This window comes from Streptomyces sp. NBC_01317 (assembly GCF_035961655.1).
Classification (GTDB): Bacteria; Actinomycetota; Actinomycetes; order Streptomycetales; family Streptomycetaceae; genus Streptomyces.
Map to the genome: position 1 here is coordinate 7533560 of NZ_CP108393.1, position 19254 is coordinate 7552813.

Consider the following 19254-nt stretch of genomic DNA (forward strand, 5'->3'; position numbering starts at 1 on the left):
GCGCGGCGGACCCGGTTCGGAAGTGGGGGCCGCCGTCAGGGGTACGGGCCGCCGGCGGTTTCGGTTCAATCACCACGGATCCGATTCAGGCGGTGGTACGCCCGATGCGCCGGATCTCCGGGAAGTCCGTGGTGACACCTGCCAGTCGGAACGCCCGCGCCAGGAGCAACTGCTCCTGCGTGTTGACCACCCAGCCGATCACCCGGATGCCCTCGGCGTGCGCGCGCTCGACGGTCTCCAGCGTGAGCCGGCGGATGTTCAGGGCCAGCGTGGCCGCGCCCACCGCCTTCGCCCGGTCGACCACGTCCGCGCCCCAGCGGCTGGCGATCAGCACGGTCCGTACGCCCGGTACGAGCGCGGCGATCTCCGCGACCGCCTCGTCGTGGAACGACGACACCTCGACGCGCCCGGCCAGGTCCCGCCGGCGCATCACCCCGGCGAGCGCCCGCGCCGCCGCAGCGTCCTTGATCTCCGCCTGGAGCGGGGACCCCACCGCGTCCAGGACCTCCTCGAAGACGGGGATCCGCTCCCCGCCCCCGGCGTCCAGCTCGCGCAGCTCGGCGAGGGTCCGCTCGGCGATCGCGCCGGTGCCGTCGGTCGTACGGTCCACGTCCGTGTCGTGCATGACGACCAGGGCGCCGTCCTTGCTCAGGTGCAGGTCGAGTTCGAGGGCGTCCATGCCGGCCCGCTCGGCGTGCAGGAAGGAGCGCAGGGTGTTCTCCGGCTCGACCCCCATCACCCCGCGGTGGCCGATGATCTGGAAATTCACGGTCGTCTCGCTCCCGTCGACGGCGGCCGCCGCGCGGCGCGCGGTGCTCACGCGGCACGGCGGCAGCCTAGTGGTCCTGGGGCCGGCCGCGGGGCGTGCCGGTGCCGCGCCAGTGGCGGGCAGGAAAAACTGCGGCGACCATGGGGGTAGGGCAGGATAATTTCCCTTGGTTGCCTTGTATAGGAGAACTTCGCACATATACGCTGTCTTGACGCAAGATTCTCCTGTGGAGGAAGTGACATGACGGAAATTCTTGAGCAGGACCCCGCTGGGCGCCGCATATTCGGCGATGCCCCGGTGACCGCTCACCCGGCCTGGCCGGAGCTCAAGAGCGCCGTCGAGGAGATCCGCCCCTGGCAGTCCAAGGACGGCTCCGTGGACTTCGGCGCCGAGGGCGCGCCGACGCGTGCCGTGGCCGGGGCCGCCGTCGACCGGGTGATCGCCGCCGTCGAGCAGCTCGCCCCGCTCCTGCCGCACGACGCCGCGTACCACACCGCCCTCGTCGCGGACCTGCGTCAATGGACCGCCGGTGGCTTCGCCGTACCGGACTTCCTGGACTCGCTCCTCGCCTTCCGGCCCGCCGCCGACCGCGTGGACGGCCTCCAGCACCTGGCGGTCTTCCCCATGTACACCCAGAACGGCAACCCGGACCGCAACTTCGAGGCCGTCGTGCTGCGCATGGTCTGGCCCGACTGGCTGGCCGAGCTGGAGCGCACGCGCTACGACAACCCGCTGTTCTGCGGCATCACCTTCGAGGACTTCACCGCCGGGTACGACACGAACTCGGCCGTGTTCTTCCCCGAGACCATCGCCGTGCGCGAGGCCCCCGAGCGCTTCAGCTGGGGCGGCATCTTCTGCGACCGCGAGGCCGCCCGCTTCCGCCGGGTCACCGAGGCCGCCGTCGGCGTGCTCGGTGTCGAACTGCCCGACGACATCCGCGAGATGGTCGCCGACCAGGAGCGCTGCCAGCAGGCCTTCGTGCTCTGGGACATGATCCACGACCGCACCCACAGCCACGGCGACCTGCCCTTCGACCCCTTCATGATCAAGCAGCGCCAGCCGTTCTGGATGTACGGCCTCGAAGAGCTGCGCTGCGACCTCACCGCGTTCCGCGAGGCCGTCCAGCTGGAGGCCGACGGCGTCCCGCAGGGCCGCGACGTGCAGTACGCGATCCTCTTCGACCGGATGTTCCGCTTCCCCGTCACGGGAGCGCGTGAGCGCAACTACGACGGACTCGGCGGCCAACTCCTCTTCGCCTACCTCCACCAGCACGACGTGGTGCGCTGGACGGACAACACCCTGCGCATCGACTGGGAGCGCGCCCCCGAGGTCACCAAGCGGCTCTGCGCGGAGATCGAGGACCTGTACCGGGCGGGCATCGACCGCCCCAAGCTGGTCCACTGGTTCGCCGCGTACGACCTGGTCTCCGCCTACCTGGCCCCGCACCCCGGGTCCCGCTGGGCCAAGGGCCCCGACGCCCTCGACCTGACCCAGCCGCCCCGTAAACTGGTGGACGACGTGCTGCCGGACGAATTCCCCCTCAGCATGTTCTACGAGGCGCTGTCCAAGAAATTGAAGAACGTGATCGCTTCCACCAAGGGGATCACCGCGACGAGCACCGAGCGAGTGGCCGCGTGAGCCCTCGCGAGCCGGAGGCGACGGTCATGGACGGGACGACGGTCATGGACGAGAACGGCGACCCCAACGCGAGCTGGTGGATCGAGGGCAGCGGCAGGCTGGACGGCGCCGTGATCGCCGTGGCCGGGGCCGCGGGCCCGGCGGGCCGCGCCGCCCTGCTGAGGCTGGCCGAGGCCGGCGCGACCGTGGTGGGCTCGGACGCGGACCCCGCGCGCCTCGCCGAGGCGGTCGACGCCGCCCGGTACGCGCACGGCGGAGCCACGGTCACCGGTGACACCGTCGACCTGCTCGACCTCGACGCCACCCGCGTCTGGGCCGAGAAGACCGAGAAGGAGTTCGGCCGGATCGACGGCCTGGTCCACCTGGTCGGCGGCTGGCGCGGCAGCGCCACCTTCGCCGGGACCGACCTGGCCGACTGGGACCTGCTGGAGAAGCTGCTGATCCGTACCGTCCAGCACACCTCCCTCGCCTTCCACGACGGACTCCTGCGCAGCGACCGCGGCCGCTACCTGCTCATCAGCGCCGCCGGCGCGTCGAACCCCACCGCGGGCAATGCCGCGTACGCCGCCTCCAAGGCCGCCGCCGAGGCGTGGACCCTGGCGCTGGCCGACGCCTTCCGCAAGGCGGGGGGCGACGAAGGGCCGCGTTCGGCGGCTGCCATCCTGGTCATCAAGGCACTGGTGCACGACGCCATGCGCGCCGAGCGCCCGAATGCGAAGTTCGCGGGCTTCACCGACGTCACCGACCTGGCCGAGGCCATCGCCGGTGTCTGGGACAGGCCCGCCCAGGATGTGAACGGAAAGCGCCTGTGGCTGACCCCCGAGTCGTGAAGTCAGGCCGGCCGGAATCCCTCGCGCCGGCCGGCGGTACGGACGCCCGCCGGCACCACGACCCCCAGGTGCGGGGCTTCGCCAGCGACAACTACGCCGGCGCGCACCCGGAGATCCTCGCCGCCCTCGCCGTCGCCAACGGCGGCCACCAGGTCTCCTACGGCGAGGACGACTACACCGGCCACCTCCAGCAGGTCATGCACAGCCACTTCGGCGCGTCGGCGGAGGCGTTCCCCGTCTTCAACGGCACCGGCGCCAACGTCGTGGCGCTCCAGGCGATGACCGAGCGCTGGGGCGCGGTCATCTGCGCCGAGTCCGCCCACATCAACACCGACGAGGGCGGCGCCCCCGAGCGGATGGGCGGCCTCAAGCTGCTGACCGTACCGACCCCGGACGGCAAGCTGACGCCGGACCTCGTCGACCGGCAGGCCTTCGGCTTCGACGACGAGCACCGCGCCATGCCCCAGGTCGTGTCGATCACCCAGAGCACCGAGCTGGGCACGCTCTACACGCCCGACGAGATCCGGGCCCTCTGCGCCCACGCCCACGGTCTCGGCATGAAGGTCCACCTCGACGGCGCGCGGATAGCCAACGCCGCCGCCGCGCTGGACGTCCCGATGCGCACCTTCACCAACGCCGCGGGCGTGGACGTCCTCTCCTTCGGCGGGACGAAGAACGGCATGCTCTTCGGCGAGGCCGTCGTGGTCCTCGACCCCGACGCCGTACGAGCCGTGAAGCGGCTGCGCAAGCTGTCCATGCAGCTGTCGTCCAAGATGCGGTTCGTCTCGGTACAGCTGGAGGCGCTGCTCGCGGGAGACCTCTGGCTGCGCAGCGCCCGCCACAGCAACGCCATGGCGCGGCGGCTCGCGGAGGGCGTGCGCGCGCTGGGCGGTGTCGAGATCCTGTACCCCGTCCAGGCCAACGCGGTCTTCGCGCGGCTGCCGCACGACGTGGGTGTACGGCTCCAGAAGCGCTTCCGCTTCTACTTCTGGGACGAGCAGGCCGGGGACGTCCGCTGGATGTGCTCCTTCGACACCACCGAGGACGACGTGGACCGCTTCCTGTACGCCCTGAAGGAAGAACTCGCCGCATAATTATGTAGCAATCCGGATATTCAGTGGATGGCTGGCCCTGCGTTCCCTAGAGTGACGGGTATGCAGCTGATCCAGCGCAACCCTGATCTCTCCGCCTATCTGGCGGCCGATGAGGCCATCGATCACGACCACCCGTTGGTACGGGAGACCGCGGCGCGTCTCCGTACCACGGAAGGCGGTGCATACGCATACGCGAAAGCCGCCTATGAGTTCGTCCGCGACGAGATACCGCACTCGTGCGACACGGGGGACCAGCGGGTCACCTGGCGCGCCTCCGACGTGATCGGGCAGCGCACCGGCATCTGCTACGCCAAGTCCCACGCCCTGGCCGCGCTGCTGCGGGCGGAGTCGATCCCCACCGCGCTCTGCTACCAGGAGTTCGACGTCGTCCACGGGCTGGTCGCGATACGGCTGCCGGGCCGCGAGCGCTGGGACCGGCAGGACGCGCGCGGCAACAAGCCGGGGGTGGACGCCCACTTCGCGCTGGACGGCGAGCAGTTGGCCTTCGCCCCCGAGCCGCAGTTCGGCGAGAAGGACCACCCGGTCCTGTTCGAGGCCCCGCATCCGGCGGTCCTGCGGGCGCTGCGGGCCGCTCCTGACCTCGATCACCTGGTCAGGACGCTGCCCACCACGCTGTGCTGAGACCGTTCAGGCTCCCGGGCTCGCAGGGTCACTCCTGGGGGCTCCCAGGGGCAGGGGGAACGGTCAGGCGCTGGTGGCGGGACGGCCGGTCTCGGCCTCCCGGACCTCGGCCGCCGTCGGGGCCGTACCCCCGAGGTGCGCGGGCACCCACCAGGTGTCGTTCGCGTCCTTGGGACGTACGGGATAGGCGCGCTGCGCCGCCTCCAGCAGCTCCTGCACCCGGTCCCGCAGCCGCCGTGTGATCGCGCCCGCGTACTGGTCGGCCGGGGCCTCCATGGGCTCGCCCACCCGCATCGTCACCGGGATGTGGCTGCGCCGGAAGTTGCGCGGCCTGCCCTTGGTCCACAGCCGCTGGGTGCCCCACAGCGCCATCGGGATCAGCGGGACGCCGGCCTCCTGGGCGAGCCGGGCCGCGCCCGACTTGAAGCTCTTGAGCGTGAAGGACGGGGAGATCGTGGCCTCGGGGAAGACCCCGATGATCTCCCCGGAGCGCAGCGAGTCCAGCGCGTGCGTGTACGCCGTCTCACCCTGCTCGCGGTCCACCGGGATGTGCTTCATGCCCCGCATCAGCGGACCGGAGATCCGGTGCCGGAAGACCGCTTCCTTCGCCATGAAACGCACCAGGCGCTTCTGGGGGAGCGTGGTGAGGCCCGCGAAGATGAAGTCCAGATAGCTGATGTGATTGCTGACGAGCACGGCTCCGCCGGTCCGCGGGATGTTCTCCGACCCCTGCGTGTCGATCTTCAGGTCCAGCGCCTTGAACATGGTGCGGGCGGCGCCGATGACCGGCCGATAGACGAGCTCTGCCATCTGGGGTGGACCCTTCTGTTCCGGGGAGGGTTCTCCCGGCGGAAGTTACGCAGCCGTAGGTTTTCGGCAATGCGCCGATCGTGCCCCATACGGGGCGCCGTGGCCAGTCCTGGTCTGCGCGCGGGGCGAGATTCTCGTCACGTCAGCGCACCGCCGCCGTCGTCCGGCGCAGCAGCAGGTACATCTCGCAGCCGAGGCAGTACCCGAACGCGGCGTTGAGGAACGCGGCGGCCAGCGCGCACGCCGTGGCCGCGACCCCGAGCCACTCCGGGCCCGCGAAGTACCCGACCAGGCCGACCGCGGCGAAGACCAGCCCGACGGCCTGGGCGAAGCGCGGCGGCGCCGGGGACTCGAACTCCACCGCGGGGCCCAGGCGCGGCCTGACGACCGTACGGAACAGCCAGCCGTACGGAGAGCGCCGCACGCCCCCGATCGCGCCCGCCGCGAAGGCGAGCGTCTGCCACGCGAGAAGAACGCCGCTGCCCGTGACGAGGACCACGGCGAGTACGACGGTGGTGACGGCCGCCCCGAAGCGCGGGCCCCTGATGTCAAGGTCCATGCCCTCAGCATCTCCCGCCCGCGGACCGGCGCGGTCGCGGAATATTTTGCAGTCGTGTGAACGCTGCCGCTGAGGATGACGACGACAGGACTGATCGTGTGCGCGGCGGTACTCGCCGTGGCGGGCGTGTTCGGGCTGTGGCACCGGCGCGGCGACGGAAGGCTGAGGATGCGCGGGCGGGACGGCGAGAAGCGGCTCGGCGAGGCCGAACTGGGCGTGGGGCTGGGGGAGCGGGCGACACTCGTCCAGTTCTCCAGCGCGTTCTGCGCGCCCTGCCGGGCGACCCGGCGCACGCTCGCCGAGATCGCGGAGATGGTCGACGGGGTCTCCCACGTCGAGATAGACGCCGAGGAGCGGCTGGAGCTGGTACGGGAGCTGGGCATCCTCAGGACCCCGACCGTCCTCGTGCTGGACGCCGGGGGCCGTATCGTCCGCAGGGCCGCAGGTCAGCCGCGCAAGGCGGACGTGATCGCCGCGCTCGGCGAGGCCGTGTGAGGTGCGCTCTTGACCGCGCCCCGAGGGGGCGCCCTTGACCGCGACCCGCGCCCTCGGCACCCTGACGTCGTGCCCCGGGAACTCCTGTTGTACGGGCGGGCCGATGTGGACCTGGCCCGTCACGCGAGCGCGCGCTGTCCGGGTGTCTGAGCACCCACGGAACCGTTCCCCTCTTCTCCCGGAAGGACGACGCATGACGGCGACGCCCGAGCTCAGCACTCCCCGGTCCGCCACCCCCGAACTCCTCCGCTCCGTCTTCCGCCGGCACGCGGCGGGGGTCGCGGTGATCACCGCGCGCGGCGGCGACGGTCCCGGCGGCCGGCCCGTCGGCTTCACCGCCACCTCGCTCAACTCCGTCGCCGCCGAACCCCCGTTGGTGTCGTTCGGCGTGGCCACCTCGTCGTCCAGCTGGCCGGTGATCGCCGAGACCGAGTACCTCGGCGTCCACATACTCGGCGACCACCAGGAGGAGTTGGCCGCCACGTTCGCGCGCAGCGGCGCCGACCGGTTCGCGCCGCCCACGGGGTGGCGTACCGGACCCGAGGGCGTGCCCGTGCTGGACGGCGTACTGGCCTGGCTGGTCTGCCGTGTCGTGGCCCGCGTCCCGGCCGGCGACCACCGCATCGTGGTGGCCCAGGCCGTCGTCGGCGACCCGGCGGGCGCCGGCCGGCCGCTCGTCCACCACCAGGGCCGCTTCAACACTCTGCGCGACTGAGCCTTCTCCCGGGGCGTGTCCCCGGGCATCTTCCGGCGTGCGTCGGGAAGGTCACAGTGCGAAGCGCTTGCTCAGCGGGCAGGCTCTGGATGTACTGGCGAGTAATATTTACTCCGGTGCGCCGGTCTCCGGACCGGAAACCGTCCCATAAGGCGCCTATGCTGCGTGCAACAAGGCAGCCCAGAAATGACGATGCGGTAGGAGAGCCGGCGTGAGCCTGAGGATCGTTGTCTGTGTGAAGTACGTGCCCGACGCCACCGGAGACCGGCATTTCGCCGATGACCTGACTCTGGACCGGGACGACGTGGACGGCCTGCTGTCGGAGCTCGACGAGTACGCGGTGGAGCAGGCGCTCCAGATCGCCGGCGAGGCGGACGACGCGGAGATCACGGTCCTGACCGTCGGTCCCGAGGACGCCAAGGACGCGCTGCGCAAGGCGCTGTCGATGGGCGCCGACAAGGCCGTCCACGTCGAGGACGACGCGCTGCACGGCACGGACGTCCTCGGTACGTCGCTGGTCCTCGCCAAGGCCATCGAGAAGACCGGTTACGACCTGGTCATCTGCGGGATGGCGTCGACGGACGGCACGATGGGCGTGCTGCCCGCGATCCTCGCGGAGCGGCTCGGGGTCCCGCAGGTCACGCTGCTCTCCGAGGTGTCCGTGGGTGGCGGCCAGGTCAAGGGCCGCCGGGACGGCGACACCGCGAGCGAGCTGCTGGAGGCGTCCCTGCCGGCCGTCGTGTCGGTGACGGACCAGTCGGGCGAGGCCCGCTACCCGTCCTTCAAGGGGATCATGGCGGCGAAGAAGAAGCCGGTGCAGTCCTTCGACCTGGAGGACCTGGACATCGAGCCCGGCGACGTCGGCCTGGCGGGTGCCTGGACCGCGGTCGACGGGGCCACCCAGCGCCCGGCCCGTACGGCGGGCACGGTCGTCAAGGACGAGGGCGAGGGCGGCAAGCAGCTGGCCGCGTTCCTCGCGGAGCGCAAGTTCATCTGACCCGCCCCAGGGGCCGCGGGCCGTGCCGGAAGCCGGCCGGGCCCCGGTCACCCACCCCATCATTCCCGCTACTTCGCATGCGCAGGAGACCCGCACCATGGCTGAAGTTCTCGTCTATGTCGACCACGTGGACGGCGCCGTCCGCAAGCCCACCCTGGAACTGCTGACCCTGGCCCGCCGCCTGGGCGAGCCCGTCGCCGTCGCCCTCGGCGCGGGCGCCGGGGCCACCGCGGCCGTCCTGGCCGAGCACGGCGCGGTGAAGGTGCTGACGGCCGACGCGCCCGAGTTCGCCGACTACCTCGTCGTCCCCAAGGTCGACGCCCTCCAGGCCGCCTACGACGCCGTCTCGCCCGCCGCGGTGCTCCTGCCGTCGTCGGCGGAGGCCAAGGAGATCGCCGCCCGCCTGGCGGTCCGTATCGGCTCCGGTCTGCTCACCGACGCCGTCGACCTGGAGGCGGGCGCGGACGGCCCCGTCGCCACCCAGTCGGTCTTCGCCGCCTCCTTCACGACGAAGACGCGCGTCTCGCGGGGCACCCCGGTCATCACCGTCAAGCCGAACTCCGCCCCCGTCGAGGCCGCCCCGGCCGCGGGCGCCGTCGAGACGCTGGCCGTCACCTTCGGCGAGAGGTCCACCGGCACGAAGATCGTCTCCCGCTCCCCCCGGGAGTCGACGGGCCGCCCGGAGCTGACCGAGGCCGCGATCGTGGTCTCCGGCGGGCGCGGCGTGAACGGCGCCGAGAACTTCGCCGTCATCGAGGCCCTCGCCGACTCCCTGGGCGCGGCGGTCGGCGCCTCCCGCGCCGCCGTGGACGCGGGCTGGTACCCGCACGCCAACCAGGTCGGCCAGACCGGCAAGTCGGTCTCCCCGCAGCTCTACATCGCCTCGGGTATCTCCGGTGCCATCCAGCACCGCGCGGGCATGCAGACCTCCAAGACCATCGTCGCCATCAACAAGGACGCCGAGGCGCCGATCTTCGACCTGGTGGACTACGGCATCGTCGGCGACCTGTTCGACGTCGTGCCGAAGCTGACCGAGGAGGTCGAGGCCCGCAAGGGCTGACACCCGCCGGACGTCTTCGATCCAGGGCCACGCGGTCGCGCCACCGTGTGGCCCTGCGCCATTCGTGTGGCTGACGGGACACCGTTGACGGGGCTCGACCGCGCCGATTAACTTCGATTCACTTCCTTTCTGCGGAATGTTGATTCCGCAGAGCGGAAAAGTTGGCTGTACGGGCGACCCGTACGGGACGGGCACGAGGAAGGTACGCGGATGGCGCAGCAGGAGACGGTGACCACCAGCCTGGCGAGCGCGGTCGGCGAGGACATCGCCGCACGGCTCGCCCCGGTCGACGCGGACCTCGCCCGCCGCTACCCCGGCGACCCCGGGACCAGGCAGCCCGTCCACACCGTCTACGTCCCCGCCGACGCCTTCACCGCCGGCACCGTCCGCTCCTGGGGCGGCCAGGCCCTCGCCGCGCTCGACGAACACGCCCCGGACGCCGCCGCGCTGGCCGCCGTCCTCGGCCTGCCCGACGAGCTGGCGGGGCCGGTGCACGAGCGGGTACGGGCCAAGCTGACGCGTGAACCGGTGGAAGACCTGCGGATCGACTTCGAGGACGGCTACGGCCCGCACCCGGACGCCGACGAGGACGAACACGCGGCCCGCGCCGCCCGGTTGGTCGCCGCGGCCTACGCGGACGGCACCGCGGCCCCGTACACGGGCATCCGGATGAAGTGCCTGGAGGAGGCCGTACGCGACCGGGGGATCCGTACCCTCGACATCTTCCTCAGCGGGCTGATGGAGGCGGGCGGCCTGCCCGGGGGGCTGGTGCTGACCCTGCCCAAGGTCACCTATCCGGAGCAGATCGAGGCGATGGTACGGATCGCCGAGGCGTTCGAGACGGCCCGCGGCCTGCCCCCGGGGCGGCTCGGCTTCGAGATCCAGATCGAGACCAGCCAGGCCATCCTCGCCGCCGACGGCACCGCGACCGTGGCCCGGATGATCGGCGCCGCCGGCGGTCGCGCCACCGGCCTGCACTACGGCACCTTCGACTACAGCGCCTGTGTCGGCGTCAGCGCCGCCTACCAGTCGAGCGACCACCCCGCCGCCGACCACGCCAAGGCCGTGATGCAGGTCGCGGCGGCCGGCACGGGCGTACGGGTGTGCGACGGCTCGACCAACGTGCTCCCGGTCGGTCCCACCCCCCAGGTCCACGACGCCTGGCGGCTGCACTACGGCCTCACCCGGCGGGCCCTCGCCCGCGCCTACTACCAGGGCTGGGACATGCACCCGGCCCAGCTGCCGACCCGCTACGCCGCCGTCTACGCCTTCTACCGCGAGGGCATGGCGGCGGCCGCCGCCCGGCTGGTCGCGTACGTCACCAAGGCGGGCGGCGCCGTGCTCGACGAACCGGCCACGGCCAAGGCGCTCAGCGGCTACCTCCTGCGCGGCCTGGACTGCGGCGCCGTGGACGACGACGAGGTCACCCTCCTCACCGGCCTGACCCGTCAGGACCTGGAGGCCCTGGCCGTCCCGCGCCGCGCGGCCGACGCCCTCCGAACCGTGGGCGCCTGAGTCCTGACCGTCCTGACTACCGGTCCGCCGGCGGCGGGATCTCGCCCGAGCCCCGGGCGATCAGCCGGGTCGGCAGCACCACTCTCGACGGGGCGTCGGCCGCCCCGTCGAGGCGCTGGAAGAGCCGCTCGGCGGCCGTACGGCCCAGGGTCGCCGCGTCCTGCGCGATGACCGTGACCCCCGGCTCCAGCAGGTCCGCCAGCTCGATGTCGTCGAAGCCGACGAGCGCGACCGGCCGGTGGTGCGCGGCCAGGACCCGTACCGCCGTCACCGTCACCCGGTTGTTGCCCGTGAGGATCGCCGTGACCGGCTCGGGCCCGCCGAGCATCGCGGCCACCGCGTCCCGTACCCGGTCGGGCGCGGTCGTGCCGAGCGCCACCCAGTCGTCGTGGATGGCCAGCCCCGCGTCCGCCATGGCGGTGCGGTACCCGCGCAGCCGCTCGATCGCCGTGTGGATGCGCGGCTGGTCGCCGATGAAGCCGATCCGGCGGTGACCGTGCCCGATCAGGTGCGCGGCGCCCGAGCGGGCGCCGCCGAAGCTGTCGGAGAGGATCACGTCCGCGTCGATGCGCCCGGCGGGCCGGTCCACGAAGACCGTCGCGACCCCGGCCTTGATCTCCGGCTCCAGATAGCGGTGGTCGTCACCGGCGGGGATCACGATCAGCCCGTCCACCCGGCGCGCGCACAGCGCCAGCACCAACTCCTGCTCACGGTCCGGATCCTCGGCGCTGGACCCGTTGATGAGCAGCGCGCCGTGCGCGCGGGCCACCTCTTCCACGGCGCGGTTCAGCGGACCGTAGAACGGGTCGGCCAAATCCTCCAGGACCAGACCGATACTCGCCGTACGCCCTTTACGCAGGACACGAGCCGAATCGTTGCGCCGGAATCCCAGCGCGTCGATGGATTCCTGCACCCGCCTTTCGGTGTCCGGGGTCACCCCCGGCTCGCCGTTCACCACCCGGGACACCGTCTTGAGTCCCACCCCGGCGCGCGCGGCGACGTCTTTCATGGTGGGCCGATTGCCGTAGCGGTTCTCGGGGCGGCGGGAGGTGTCGGCCACAGTGCGCTGTCCTGTCGTCGTCCGGGTGCGTGTGTGTACGCGTATACACATCTCCGCGTACGCCGGGGCGGATCCGGGTTCGCTGCGGATATTGCCGCCGGTTTGCCATTCAAGGCTGTGGCGACGAGCATAGGCCCTGGACAACGTTGTCAGGTGAATAGAGACTGTTCATCGAAGCGCAGGTCCGGTCATTCCCCGCACGGGCGGGGATACCTCGTCCCCTGGAGATCCGACACCGATGCATATCGACCGCGTTGCCGCACTCGACATCGGCGGCACCAAGATCGCCGGCGCGTTGGTCGACGGCAACGGCAGGATTCTCGTACGGGCACAGCGGCCGACCCCCGCGCGGGAGGACGGCGAGAGTGTGATGCGCGCCGTCGAGGAGGTCCTGGCGGAGGTCGCGGCCTCGCCGCTCTGGGCGGGGGCCACGGCGATCGGCATCGGCAGCGCGGGCCCGGTGGACGCCTCCGCCGGTACGGTCAGCCCGGTCAACGTGCCGGGCTGGCGCGGGTTCCCGCTGGTGGAGCGGGTACGGGAAGCGACCGGCGGCCTCCCGGTGACGCTGGTCGGCGACGGGGTCGCCATGACCGCGGCGGAGCACTGGCAGGGCGCGGCGCGCGGCTACGACAACGCGCTGTGCATGGTGGTCTCGACGGGTGTGGGCGGCGGGCTCGTCCTCGGCGGCACGCTCCACCCGGGGCCCACCGGCAACTCCGGGCACATCGGCCACATCAGCGTGGACCTGGACGGCGACCTCTGCCCGTGCGGCGGGCGCGGGTGCGTGGAGCGGATCGCCAGCGGTCCCAACATCGCGCGCCGGGCGCTGGAGGGCGGCTGGCAGCCGGGGCCCGACGGGGACACGTCCGCGGCGGCGGTCGCCGCCGCCGCCCGCGCCGGCCATCCCGTCGCGATCGCGTCCTTCGAACGCGCCGCGCAGGCGCTGGCCGCCGGCATCGCCGCGACGGCCACGCTGGTGGAGATCGGCATCGCGGTGGTCGGCGGGGGTGTCGCGAACGCGGGAGAGGTTCTCTTCGCCCCACTGCGCCGCTCCCTCGGCGACTACGCCACCCTCTCCTTCGTCCGGCAGATCAAGGTGGCCCCGGCCCTCATGGGGACGGACGCGGGCCTGGTGGGCGCGGCGGCGGCGGCCGCACTGGGCACCCGCGACGAGGAGACGGCGACGGTCAGCGGCTGACGTTCCCGCGTGCCTCCGGACGACACGCCCTAGCGCGTCGTCTGGCACGCCGTGCGTCGGCTGCCGCGGAACTTCACGCACAGCTCCGTGTCCCTGCCGGTGTGGTGCGTCGGCCAGGTGTACATCAGCGCCTTGCCCGAGCGTGTGGCCCTCGCCGTGTCCGCGAGCCGCCCGTTCCGGTACAGCGACACCTCACGCGAACCGACGTCCGCCGGCGGATTGGTCCAGATGCCGGTGACCGCGTTGGTGGCGCCCCGGCCGTCCAGCCGGACGCAGATCTGCGGACCGGAGAAGTGATGGGTGCACGCGCTGCTGTCGGCCGCCGCGGGCGTCGCTGTCAGCGAGACCGCCACCCCCGCCAGGGCGAGCGTCAGGGCGGACCGCCGGGCGTGGGAACGCGGGGCGAAGGGTGTGGGCGGTGTCGAAGGCGTGGGCGGAACGGGCGGCATGTCGGCTCTCCGAGTCGTACGGCGGGTGGGCGGGCACACGGGCGCCTGCGGGACCGGTCCGCGCTCCTGGTGCTCCCGCATGCCACCGGATCCTGTACGAGGCACCCACGGCCCGCCACCGGGCGCACGTCCGCACCGCACCCGCCGGGCGCCCCGCGCGGACGCGCGCTACGTCGCCGGTCCGGACGCGCGCTACGTCGCCGCTTCCGCCGCCGTCGCCTGCTGTGGGACGACCACCAGGAAGAAGTCCGAGTCGAGATCCATGATCACCTCGGCCGGTGTGCCCTCGTCCCTCCGGGCCCGTGCGAACTCCTCCGCGGGCCAACTGCCACGCGGCCCACCCGCGGGAAATTTCTCCAGCACCGTACGGCGCATCGTGTACCCCCTTGTCACATCGAGTTCCAACGATGTTCCTCGGGATTGTGTTACGCCCGGCACGGACATCGGTTCGTACAGTAGGCCGCTGTCCTGCCGAAACGGAAGCAGAACGGAAACAGACCGGCAACGGCTGGGACACATCCGGATCTCCGGGAGCCGGTCCGGACGGCCGCTCCGACCCCCTCCGGGGTTTCCGTGGCAGGGTGTTGCGGGCAATCCACTGGGGGCTACGGAAGAGGGGGATGGCCGTGATTGTTTGGGTCAATGGGGCGTTCGGAGCGGGGAAGACCAGCACCGCACGCGAACTGGTCGACCTGATCCCCAACTGCACGCTCTACGACCCTGGGCTCACCGGTGCGGAACTGGCACGGCTGCTCCCGCAGAAGCGGCTCGCCGACGTCACCGACTTCCAGGACCTGCCGATCTGGCGCCGCCTGGTGGTGGACACCGCGGCGGCCCTGCTGGCGGAGCTGGGCGGTGTGCTCGTCATCCCCATGACGCTCCTGCGGCAGGAGTACCGCGACGAGATCTTCGGTGGACTGGCCGCCCGGCGCATCCCGGTCCGGCATGTGCTGCTGGCAACTGATGAAACGATCCTGCGTGGGCGCATAGCGGCCAGGGAAGCCCCGGACGGCGACCGGGAGGCCGCCGAACGTGACCGTCGGTGGTGTTACGAACACATCGAGCAGTACCGTACCGCGCTGCACTGGCTCACCGCCGACGCCCACGTCGTCGACAGCAACGCCAGGACGGCCCACGAGAGCGCCGAGTGCCTCGCCGACGCGGTACGGACCGGCAGGGCGCGCGCCTGCGCGATCGTACAGACCCCCGAACCCACCGCCGAGACCCTCGCCGCCGGGGTGCTGCTCTTCGACGAGCGGGGCCGGGTGCTGCTCGTGGACCCCACGTACAAGCCCGGTTGGGAGTTCCCCGGCGGTGTGGTGGAGCAGGGCGAGGCGCCCGCGCGGGCCGGCATCCGCGAGGTGGAGGAGGAGATAGGCATCCGACTCACCGACGTGCCGAGGCTGTTGGTCATGGACTGGGAACCACCCCGGCCGCCGGGCTACGGCGGACTGCGCCTGCTGTTCGACGGTGGACTGCTGCCCGCCGGGCTGGCCGGGCAAGTACGCCTGCCGGGGCCCGAGTTGCGGGACTGGCGCTTCGTCGGGGAGGAGGAGGCGGCCGGCCTGCTGCCGCCCGCCCGCTTCGAGCGGCTGCGCTGGGCCCTGCGGGCCCGTGAGCGGGGGGTCGTGCTCAACCTGGAGGACGGCGTCCCCGTCGGCTGACCCGGCCGGTCACCGGGGCGGCAGCACCGGCCCGGTGACCGGCTCCCCGAAGCCCGGAGTGGGGTCCCCGTGCCCGTAGCAGACCGTGGAAGGCTCCAGGGTCAGCAACTGGTCCATCGACTCCTGCGCGCGCTCGCGGTCCACGTGGAAGACACCGAGGGTGATCCCGTTCACCGACGCCAGGGTGTCCCCGACGAACAGCACACCGTGGTGCGGCAGATGGACCGCGATCGAGCCCGCGGTGTGCCCCGGCGTGTGCACCACCCGGGCCCCGTCGCCGAAGCCCAGCTCGTCGCCGTCCTCCACCTCCCGGTCCACGCGGGTGGGCGGCGCGGGCGGCACGGTCAGGCCGTGCTCGTACAGCGGGATCTCCCAGTCGGGCAACACCGGTTCCGGCACCGGCAGATCACCCCGGACCACCGGGGCGTCCAGCCGGTGCGCGACCACCTCCGCGCCGTGCCGCCGCGCCAACTCCCCGGCGGAGCCCACGTGGTCGCGATGGCAGTGGGTGAGGACGATACGGCGCAGCGCGCGCGGGTCCTGACCCAGGCGGGTGACCGCCTCCTCGACCTCCGTCGCGGCACCGCTGTGCCCGGCGTCGACCAGGGTCAGTTCCGTACCGTCGCGCCACAGGTAGGCCTGGCCGACCGGGAAGCGCAACAGGTGGAGCCGCGGGCGTATTTCGACGACGTCGATGAGGTCCATACGACGACCGTAGGCAGACGCGGGCCGCTCGCGCGCCCCTCTACGCTCCGGGCGATCTTCGCTGTCCGCTGAAACCGCGCGCCGCCTCCGAAACCGCACCGCCCTGCCGCCCCACGCGCCCCGAGGGGCCGCAGGACGGCCGATCCGGCCCGTACGGCCCGTACGGCTCAACCCCGCTTCGACTCCGCGTAGTTGACCAGGAAGTGCGCCTCGGTGACGGACAGGCGCTCCAACTCCTCCGGCGAGACACTCTCGTTCACCGCGTGGATCTGCGCCGCCGGCTCGCTCAGCCCGATCAGCAGGATCTCGGCGCTCGGATACAGCGCGGCCAGTGTGTTGCAGAGCGGGATGGACCCGCCCTGGCCCGCGGTCTGCATGTCCTGGCCCGGATACCCGGCCCGCATCGCCTCCGCCATCGCGGCGTACGCGGGGCTGGAGGTGTCCGCGCGGAACGCCGCTCCCTGCCCGATCTGCTCCACCGCGACCCGCGCGCCCCACGGGGTGTGCTTCTCCAGGTGCGCGGTCAGCAGCTTCGTCGCCTCGGCGGTGTCCTGGCCCGGGGGAACCCGCAGGCTGACCGTGGCCCGCGCGCCCGCCTGGATCGAGGGCGTGGCGCCCACGACCGGCGGGGCGTCGATCCCGATGACCGTGACGGACGGGCGTGCCCAGATCCGGTCGGAGACCGTCCCGTCGCCGATCAGCCCCACCCCGTCGAGCACCTTCGCGTCCGTACGGAAATCGGCCTCCGGGTAGTCGAGGCCCTCCCACACGGCGTCCGCCGCGAGCCCCTCCACCCGGGTCGAACCGTCCTCGGCGCGCAGCGAGTCCAGCACCCGGATCAGCGCCGCGAGCGCGTCGGGGGCCGCGCCGCCGAACTGCCCCGAGTGCAGGTTCCCTTCGAGGGTGTCGACCCGGACGCGCAGGAGGGTCATCCCGCGCAGGGTGGCCGTGACGGTCGGCAGGCCCACCCGGAAGTTCCCCGTGTCGCCGATCACGATCGTGTCGGCCGTCAGCAGCTCCGGGTGCGCCTCCGCGTACCGCTCCAGGCCACCCGTACCCTGCTCCTCCGAGCCCTCGGCGATCACCTTGACGGTCACGGGCACCCCGCCGTTCGCCTTGAGGGCGCGCAGGGCCAGCAGGTGCATCAGGAAGCCGCCCTTGCAGTCGGCCGCCCCGCGCCCGTACCAGCGGCCGTCGCGCTCGGTCAGTTCGAACGGCGGGGACAGCCACGCCGCCTCGTCCAGCGGCGGCTGTACGTCGTAGTGGGCGTAGAGCAGCACCGTCGGGGCGCCCTCGGGGCCGGGCAGCAAACCGTAGACGGACTGGCTGCCGTCGGGGGTGTCGAGGACCGCGACATCCTGGAATCCTTCGGTACGCAGCGCGCCGGCGACCCACCCGGCCGCCGCCTCGCACTCGCTCTTCGGGAACACCGCCGGGTCCGCCACCGACCGGAAGGCCACCAGTTCCGCGAGCTCCGCGCGGGCGCGGGGCATCAGCGACGCGACGGTTTCGGCAATCGGATCGGCGGTCATGGGCACGCTCCTCGTGGGTGCGACGTTCTCCGGGTAGGAGGACGTGAGTGGTACGGCGAAGGCACCACAGATCCTCCCACAGCGGTTCCGGGGCCCACGCGCCGTAGGATGCCGTTCGACAACAGGGGCCACCGGTCGGATCAGGAGCAGAAGCACATCGTGAGCAGCGAGAACGCAGACGCCGGAAGCGAGCACGACGAGCCGGTGTGGGATGTCGTCGTGGTCGGAGCAGGGCCGGCGGGAGCGTCGGCGGCCTATGCCGCGGCGGTCGCGGGCCGTCAGGTGCTGCTGCTGGAGAAAGCCGAGTTGCCCCGCTACAAGACCTGCGGGGGAGGCATCATCGGTCCCTCGCGCGACGCGCTGCCTCCGGGCTTCGAGCTTCCGCTCAGGGACCGGGTGCACGCGGTCACCTTCTCCCTCAACGGCAAGCTGGCCAGGACACGCCGGTCGAAGCGGATGCTCTTCGGGCTCATCAACCGCCCCGAGTTCGACGCGAGTCTGGTCGAACACGCGCAGAAGGCGGGCGCGGTGCTCCGTACGGGAGCGACGGTCTCCCGGGTCGAGCAGCACGGCCCGGCCGTGCCCGACCGCCGTACGGTCGCGGTGGTCCTCTCGGACGGCGGGACGGTGCTGGCGCGGGCCGTGGTCGGCGCCGACGGCAGTGCCAGCCGGATAGGCGCGCACGTCGGGGTGAAGATGGACCAGGTCGACCTCGGCCTGGAGGCGGAGATCCCCGTGCCGGAGACGGTCGCGGAGGACTGGGCGGGACGGGTCCTCATCGACTGGGGCCCGCTGCCGGGGAGTTACGGCTGGGTGTTCCCCAAGGGGGACACGCTCACCGTCGGGGTGATCTCGGCGCGGGGCGAGGGCGCGGCGACCAAGCGGTATCTGGAGGACTTCATCGCCCGGCTCGGTCTCGCCGGATTCGAGCCGTCCGTCTCGTCCGGGCATCTGACGCGCTGCCGCAGCGAGGACTCGCCGCTGTCGCGCGGCCGGGTGCTGGTGTGCGGGGACGCGGCGGGGCTGCTGGAGCCGTGGACCAGGGAGGGGATCTCCTTCGCCCTGCGGTCGGGGCGGCTCGCGGGGGAGTGGGCGGTCAGGATCTCGGAGTCGCACGACGCCGTGGACGCCCGCAGGCAGGCGCTGAACTACGCGTTCGCCATCAAGGCCGGTCTCGGCGTGGAGATGGGGGTCGGCCGCCGGATGCTCGGCATCTTCGAGCGCCGTCCCGGGCTGCTGCACGCGGCGATCACGGGCCTGCGCCCGGCGTGGAACGCGTTCGCGGACATCGCCCGGGGCTCGACGTCGCTGGCCGGGCTCGTACGGACCCATCCGCTGGCCCGGCGCGCGCTGGACGTCCTGGACCGCAGGCAGGCGGCTGCCGCGGCGGCCGCCGCAGAGGCCGAGGCGGGCGCGTCGGAGGCCGGGGCCACGGAGGCCAAGGCACCGGAGGTGGGCGCTCCTTAGGACGCTGACGCGCTCCCGGCCGCCCCGCCCGTTCTGCGGGTCCGCGGGGTCCGGG

General features: G+C 72.3%; 20 protein-coding genes. 12 read left to right on the forward strand and 8 right to left on the reverse strand.

Going from position 1 to position 19254, the window contains the following annotated elements:
• Positions 1–85 precede the first annotated feature (85 nt).
• Entirely contained in the window at positions 86–736 is a 651-nt protein-coding gene (locus tag OG349_RS32495; RefSeq protein ID WP_327238813.1) for a glycerophosphodiester phosphodiesterase, read from the reverse strand.
• A gap of 273 nt (positions 737–1009) precedes the next feature.
• Here OG349_RS32495 and OG349_RS32500 point away from each other — a divergent pair, with 273 nt between their 5' ends.
• Genes OG349_RS32500 through OG349_RS32515 form a run of 4 tightly spaced genes read left to right on the forward strand, consistent with a single transcriptional unit; the run spans position 1010 to position 4973 of the window.
• Positions 1010–2407, forward strand: a complete 1398-nt coding sequence (locus tag OG349_RS32500; RefSeq protein ID WP_327237992.1) for a DUF6421 family protein — start codon at positions 1010–1012, stop codon at positions 2405–2407.
• 44 nt (positions 2408–2451) lie between these two features.
• Positions 2452–3237, forward strand: coding sequence for an SDR family oxidoreductase (locus tag OG349_RS32505; protein ID WP_327238814.1), 786 nt, complete (start codon positions 2452–2454; stop codon positions 3235–3237).
• The gene (locus OG349_RS32510) at positions 3216–4331 is read left to right on the forward strand and encodes a threonine aldolase family protein (RefSeq protein ID WP_327237993.1); all 1116 of its coding nucleotides are present in this window, start codon (positions 3216–3218) and stop codon (positions 4329–4331) included. Before OG349_RS32505 ends, OG349_RS32510 begins: the two co-directional genes overlap by 22 nt.
• 60 nt (positions 4332–4391) lie before the next feature.
• Positions 4392–4973, forward strand: coding sequence for a transglutaminase-like domain-containing protein (locus OG349_RS32515; RefSeq protein ID WP_327237994.1), 582 nt, complete (start codon positions 4392–4394; stop codon positions 4971–4973).
• A gap of 63 nt (positions 4974–5036) precedes the next feature.
• On the opposite strand, the gene OG349_RS32520 is transcribed toward OG349_RS32515, so the two are convergent.
• Both OG349_RS32520 and OG349_RS32525 read right to left on the reverse strand, forming a co-directional pair.
• Complete coding sequence (locus tag OG349_RS32520; RefSeq protein ID WP_327237995.1) at positions 5037–5783, reverse strand: lysophospholipid acyltransferase family protein; 747 nt, start codon at positions 5781–5783, stop codon at positions 5037–5039.
• A gap of 142 nt (positions 5784–5925) precedes the next feature.
• Complete coding sequence (locus OG349_RS32525; protein WP_327237996.1) at positions 5926–6342, reverse strand: DUF4395 domain-containing protein; 417 nt, start codon at positions 6340–6342, stop codon at positions 5926–5928.
• Between the two features lie 75 nt (positions 6343–6417).
• Here OG349_RS32525 and OG349_RS32530 point away from each other — a divergent pair, with 75 nt between their 5' ends.
• The 5 genes from OG349_RS32530 to OG349_RS32550 all read left to right on the forward strand — a co-directional run bounded on the left by OG349_RS32530 (position 6418) and on the right by OG349_RS32550 (position 11124).
• On the forward strand, positions 6418–6837 hold the full coding sequence (locus OG349_RS32530; RefSeq protein ID WP_327237997.1) for a TlpA family protein disulfide reductase: 420 nt from the start codon (positions 6418–6420) through the stop codon (positions 6835–6837).
• A 193-nt stretch (positions 6838–7030) separates the two neighbouring features.
• Positions 7031–7552: a flavin reductase family protein gene (locus tag OG349_RS32535; RefSeq protein WP_327237998.1), complete on the forward strand. Its 522-nt coding sequence runs from the start codon at positions 7031–7033 to the stop codon at positions 7550–7552.
• Between the two features lie 211 nt (positions 7553–7763).
• Complete coding sequence (locus tag OG349_RS32540; RefSeq protein WP_327237999.1) at positions 7764–8549, forward strand: electron transfer flavoprotein subunit beta/FixA family protein; 786 nt, start codon at positions 7764–7766, stop codon at positions 8547–8549.
• 97 nt (positions 8550–8646) lie between these two features.
• Positions 8647–9609 (forward strand): electron transfer flavoprotein subunit alpha/FixB family protein, encoded by a 963-nt coding sequence (locus OG349_RS32545; RefSeq protein ID WP_327238000.1) that lies wholly within the window; start codon positions 8647–8649, stop codon positions 9607–9609.
• A gap of 210 nt (positions 9610–9819) precedes the next feature.
• Positions 9820–11124, forward strand: coding sequence for a DUF6986 family protein (locus OG349_RS32550; RefSeq protein ID WP_327238001.1), 1305 nt, complete (start codon positions 9820–9822; stop codon positions 11122–11124).
• Between the two features lie 16 nt (positions 11125–11140).
• Here OG349_RS32550 and OG349_RS32555 read toward each other — a convergent pair whose 3' ends face one another.
• Positions 11141–12184, reverse strand: a complete 1044-nt coding sequence (locus tag OG349_RS32555) for a LacI family DNA-binding transcriptional regulator (RefSeq protein ID WP_161313151.1) — start codon at positions 12182–12184, stop codon at positions 11141–11143.
• A gap of 238 nt (positions 12185–12422) precedes the next feature.
• Between OG349_RS32555 and OG349_RS32560 the strand changes: the two genes are divergently transcribed.
• A complete protein-coding gene (locus OG349_RS32560; protein ID WP_327238002.1) occupies positions 12423–13382 on the forward strand; it encodes an ROK family protein in 960 nt (319 codons plus the stop codon).
• 29 nt (positions 13383–13411) lie between these two features.
• On the opposite strand, the gene OG349_RS32565 is transcribed toward OG349_RS32560, so the two are convergent.
• Both OG349_RS32565 and OG349_RS32570 read right to left on the reverse strand, forming a co-directional pair.
• Entirely contained in the window at positions 13412–13912 is a 501-nt protein-coding gene (locus tag OG349_RS32565) for a hypothetical protein (protein ID WP_327238003.1), read from the reverse strand.
• 111 nt (positions 13913–14023) lie between these two features.
• Positions 14024–14206: a hypothetical protein gene (locus tag OG349_RS32570; protein WP_327238004.1), complete on the reverse strand. Its 183-nt coding sequence runs from the start codon at positions 14204–14206 to the stop codon at positions 14024–14026.
• Positions 14207–14457: 251 nt separating this feature from the next.
• On the opposite strand from OG349_RS32570, the gene OG349_RS32575 reads away from it, so the two are divergent.
• Positions 14458–15495, forward strand: coding sequence for an NUDIX hydrolase (locus tag OG349_RS32575; protein WP_327238815.1), 1038 nt, complete (start codon positions 14458–14460; stop codon positions 15493–15495).
• Between the two features lie 9 nt (positions 15496–15504).
• Here the strand turns inward: OG349_RS32575 and OG349_RS32580 are convergent, their stop codons facing one another.
• Positions 15505–16191, reverse strand: coding sequence for an MBL fold metallo-hydrolase (locus tag OG349_RS32580; protein WP_327238816.1), 687 nt, complete (start codon positions 16189–16191; stop codon positions 15505–15507).
• A 176-nt stretch (positions 16192–16367) separates the two neighbouring features.
• Entirely contained in the window at positions 16368–17732 is a 1365-nt protein-coding gene (locus OG349_RS32585; RefSeq protein WP_327238005.1) for a dipeptidase, read from the reverse strand.
• A 159-nt stretch (positions 17733–17891) separates the two neighbouring features.
• Here OG349_RS32585 and OG349_RS32590 point away from each other — a divergent pair, with 159 nt between their 5' ends.
• Complete coding sequence (locus tag OG349_RS32590) at positions 17892–19199, forward strand: geranylgeranyl reductase family protein (RefSeq protein WP_327238006.1); 1308 nt, start codon at positions 17892–17894, stop codon at positions 19197–19199.
• Positions 19200–19254 lie beyond the last annotated feature (55 nt).

Excerpts from the sequence above, each read along its gene's own strand:
- OG349_RS32495 (WP_327238813.1), bottom strand. The coding sequence starts at position 736 with ATGGGGGTCGAGCCGGAGAACACCCTGCGCTCCTTCCTGCACGCCGAG.
- OG349_RS32500 (WP_327237992.1), top strand. The coding sequence starts at position 1,010 with ATGACGGAAATTCTTGAGCAGGACCCCGCTGGGCGCCGCATATTCGGC.
- OG349_RS32505 (WP_327238814.1), top strand. The coding sequence starts at position 2,452 with ATGGACGAGAACGGCGACCCCAACGCGAGCTGGTGGATCGAGGGCAGC.
- OG349_RS32515 (WP_327237994.1), top strand. The coding sequence starts at position 4,392 with ATGCAGCTGATCCAGCGCAACCCTGATCTCTCCGCCTATCTGGCGGCC.
- OG349_RS32520 (WP_327237995.1), bottom strand. The coding sequence starts at position 5,783 with ATGGCAGAGCTCGTCTATCGGCCGGTCATCGGCGCCGCCCGCACCATG.
- OG349_RS32525 (WP_327237996.1), bottom strand. The coding sequence starts at position 6,342 with ATGGACCTTGACATCAGGGGCCCGCGCTTCGGGGCGGCCGTCACCACC.
- OG349_RS32530 (WP_327237997.1), top strand. The coding sequence starts at position 6,418 with ATGACGACGACAGGACTGATCGTGTGCGCGGCGGTACTCGCCGTGGCG.
- OG349_RS32535 (WP_327237998.1), top strand. The coding sequence starts at position 7,031 with ATGACGGCGACGCCCGAGCTCAGCACTCCCCGGTCCGCCACCCCCGAA.
- OG349_RS32545 (WP_327238000.1), top strand. The coding sequence starts at position 8,647 with ATGGCTGAAGTTCTCGTCTATGTCGACCACGTGGACGGCGCCGTCCGC.
- OG349_RS32550 (WP_327238001.1), top strand. The coding sequence starts at position 9,820 with ATGGCGCAGCAGGAGACGGTGACCACCAGCCTGGCGAGCGCGGTCGGC.
- OG349_RS32560 (WP_327238002.1), top strand. The coding sequence starts at position 12,423 with ATGCATATCGACCGCGTTGCCGCACTCGACATCGGCGGCACCAAGATC.
- OG349_RS32565 (WP_327238003.1), bottom strand. The coding sequence starts at position 13,912 with ATGCGGGAGCACCAGGAGCGCGGACCGGTCCCGCAGGCGCCCGTGTGC.
- OG349_RS32570 (WP_327238004.1), bottom strand. The coding sequence starts at position 14,206 with ATGCGCCGTACGGTGCTGGAGAAATTTCCCGCGGGTGGGCCGCGTGGC.
- OG349_RS32585 (WP_327238005.1), bottom strand. The coding sequence starts at position 17,732 with ATGACCGCCGATCCGATTGCCGAAACCGTCGCGTCGCTGATGCCCCGC.